This is a genomic window from Arthrobacter sp. CAL618 (genome assembly GCF_000468215.1).
Classification (GTDB): Bacteria; Actinomycetota; Actinomycetes; order Actinomycetales; family Micrococcaceae; genus Arthrobacter_D.
In genome coordinates this window covers 1-1,987 of the sequence record NZ_ASZW01000113.1, presented here as the reverse complement: position 1 = coordinate 1,987, position 1,987 = coordinate 1, and the positions used below count along the sequence as shown (strand labels likewise).

The 1,987-nt window shown below is 66.6% G+C and carries 3 protein-coding genes; all 3 read right to left on the bottom strand.

Annotation, left to right across the window (positions count from 1 at the left end; all coding sequences use genetic code 11):
- Positions 1-511, bottom strand: a 511-nt coding sequence (locus tag K728_RS0107070) for an MBL fold metallo-hydrolase (RefSeq protein WP_024476301.1), incomplete at its 3' end; no start/stop codon positions are given.
- A gap of 2 nt (positions 512-513) precedes the next feature.
- Complete coding sequence (gene murI, locus K728_RS0107065; RefSeq protein WP_024476300.1) at positions 514-1,443, bottom strand: glutamate racemase; 930 nt, start codon at positions 1,441-1,443, stop codon at positions 514-516.
- A gap of 97 nt (positions 1,444-1,540) precedes the next feature.
- The coding region (locus K728_RS0107060; protein ID WP_024476299.1) for a DUF2017 family protein at positions 1,541-1,987 on the bottom strand (447 nt) is incomplete at its 5' end.

The following is a 1,987-nucleotide window of genomic DNA, read 5'->3' as shown; positions in this document are numbered from 1 at the left end:
CCCGGGGCGGGTCGCCGGAATTGTCTCCCGCGACCTCGACGCGCAGGGCATACGCCTCCTCGACCGGGTGCAGCACCGGGTACGGCGTGACGGTGAAAGGCCCCAGGGTGACGGCGGCGCGGGATTTCCAGATCTGGAAGTCGAAGTCCTCATGCATGCCGGGGTCGAGGTCCAGCCCGTAGGCGGTCGCCATCCGGTCGGCGGTACCCGCGGGGCCCCACACCGGGATCCGCGGCCGGTGCCAGCCGTTGGGATCCCAGTGCACCGCAACGTGCAGACCGCAGAGATCCATGCAGTGGTCGGGGTGCAGATGGCTGAGGAACACTGCATCAATATCGCGCAGGTCCATGTAACGCTGCAGCGCGCCCAGGGCGCCGTTGCCGAGATCGAGGAGGATCCGCCAGGTCCGGGTGCTGTCGCCGTCGGGCACCGTCGCGGTCACCAGGTAGCACGACGCCGGCGATTGGGGGCCAGGAAACGACCCGCTACAGCCCACGATGGTCAGCTTCATGGCTAGGAGTTCCCCCTCGCATCGGCGCGCGCAGTGGCGATCATTTCCGGGGTGATCCTGGCCATACTTCCGGTGGGATACTGGGCGGCCACATGGTCGACGTGTTCTACGCTGAGGACCTCGGGTCCCAGGAACCGGCGGGCCAGCTCACCGAACCGCTGGGCGTCACCGGTGGCGACGAAGTGGTGCCTGGGCTGAGCCTCCCCCACCCGCTCCAGGTCGTGGGAGATCAACGCACGATAGACATCCTTCGCGGTTTCCTCGGCGCTTGAGACGAGTGTGACCGCATCCCCCATCACATAGGAGATCGCCCCGGTCAGCAGGGGGTAATGGGTGCACCCCAAGACCAGCGTGTCCACTCCCGCCTCCTTCAGCGGCTGCAGGTACCGCTGGGCAGTCGAGAGGAGTTCAGGACCCGAGGTGATCCCAGCCTCGACAAATTCGACGAACTCGGGACAGGCGGCAGAGGTGATGGACAGGTGCGGAGCGGCGGCGAAGGTGTCCTCGTAGGCGCGGGAGCCCACCGTGGCTGAGGTGCCGATCACCCCGATCCTCCCGCTCCGGGTTGCAGCGACGGCCCGCCGGACCGCTGGCTGGATCACCTCGATCACCGGGATACCGTAGCGGGCGGTGTAGCGTTCGCGGGCGTCACGGAGCACGGCCGCTGACGCGGAGTTGCAGGCAATAACCAGGAGTTTGACGCCTGAATCCACCAGCTCATCCATTACGCCCAACGCGTGGGCGCGAACATTGGCAATGGGCAACGGGCCGTAGGGGCCGTGAGCGGTGTCGCCGACGTAGAGAATCGACTCGCGCGGGAGCTGATCAATCACGGCGCGCGCAACTGTCAGCCCACCGACGCCCGAATCGAAAATGCCGATCGGGGCCTCGGTTCGCTTCACTGCTGAAAAATCGCCCGGGACGGAGGTCATAACCTACCGACCATAAGACCTGCCACCGGGATTAGACGAACCCGACGCCAGTGGAATTAGTCACAGCCTTCGACCACAGCGGCGCGGCAGGCCTCGTTCACTTGTCTTTCAGCCCAAACAAGGCCTGGACCAGTGACTCCTGAAGCCAGCTCGCGAAGTTGTACACCAGCGCCAGGTAGGTCTCGACGTCGTCGGCGTCGGCGACGTCGTCAATGTTGTGAAGGCGGGCCGCGTCCTCGTCGGTTTCGATCTTCAGCCGGTCCGCGAGGACCAGCCGGACGTCGTTGAGCGCCCGGGCCATCAGCCGGGCCTGCTCGGCGGTGAGGGTCAGCGGGCTGGACTCCAGCAGCAGGGCACTGCCGCGCAGGGTGCCGATCTTGTCCTCGCGGAGGGACCGTTCGGTCAGCCGGCGGAACTCCAGCGCCTCGCCGTCGTCGTTCCGGACCGCATCCGGCAGCAACCTTCTCACGGCGCTGTCTGAGGGGGTGACCGCGGTGCTATCCACGCCGACCATGGCGGCGAGGGGATCGGCATTGGCTGGCTC

Excerpts from the sequence above, each read along its gene's own strand:
- murI (WP_024476300.1), bottom strand. The coding sequence starts at position 1,443 with ATGACCTCCGTCCCGGGCGATTTTTCAGCAGTGAAGCGAACCGAGGCC.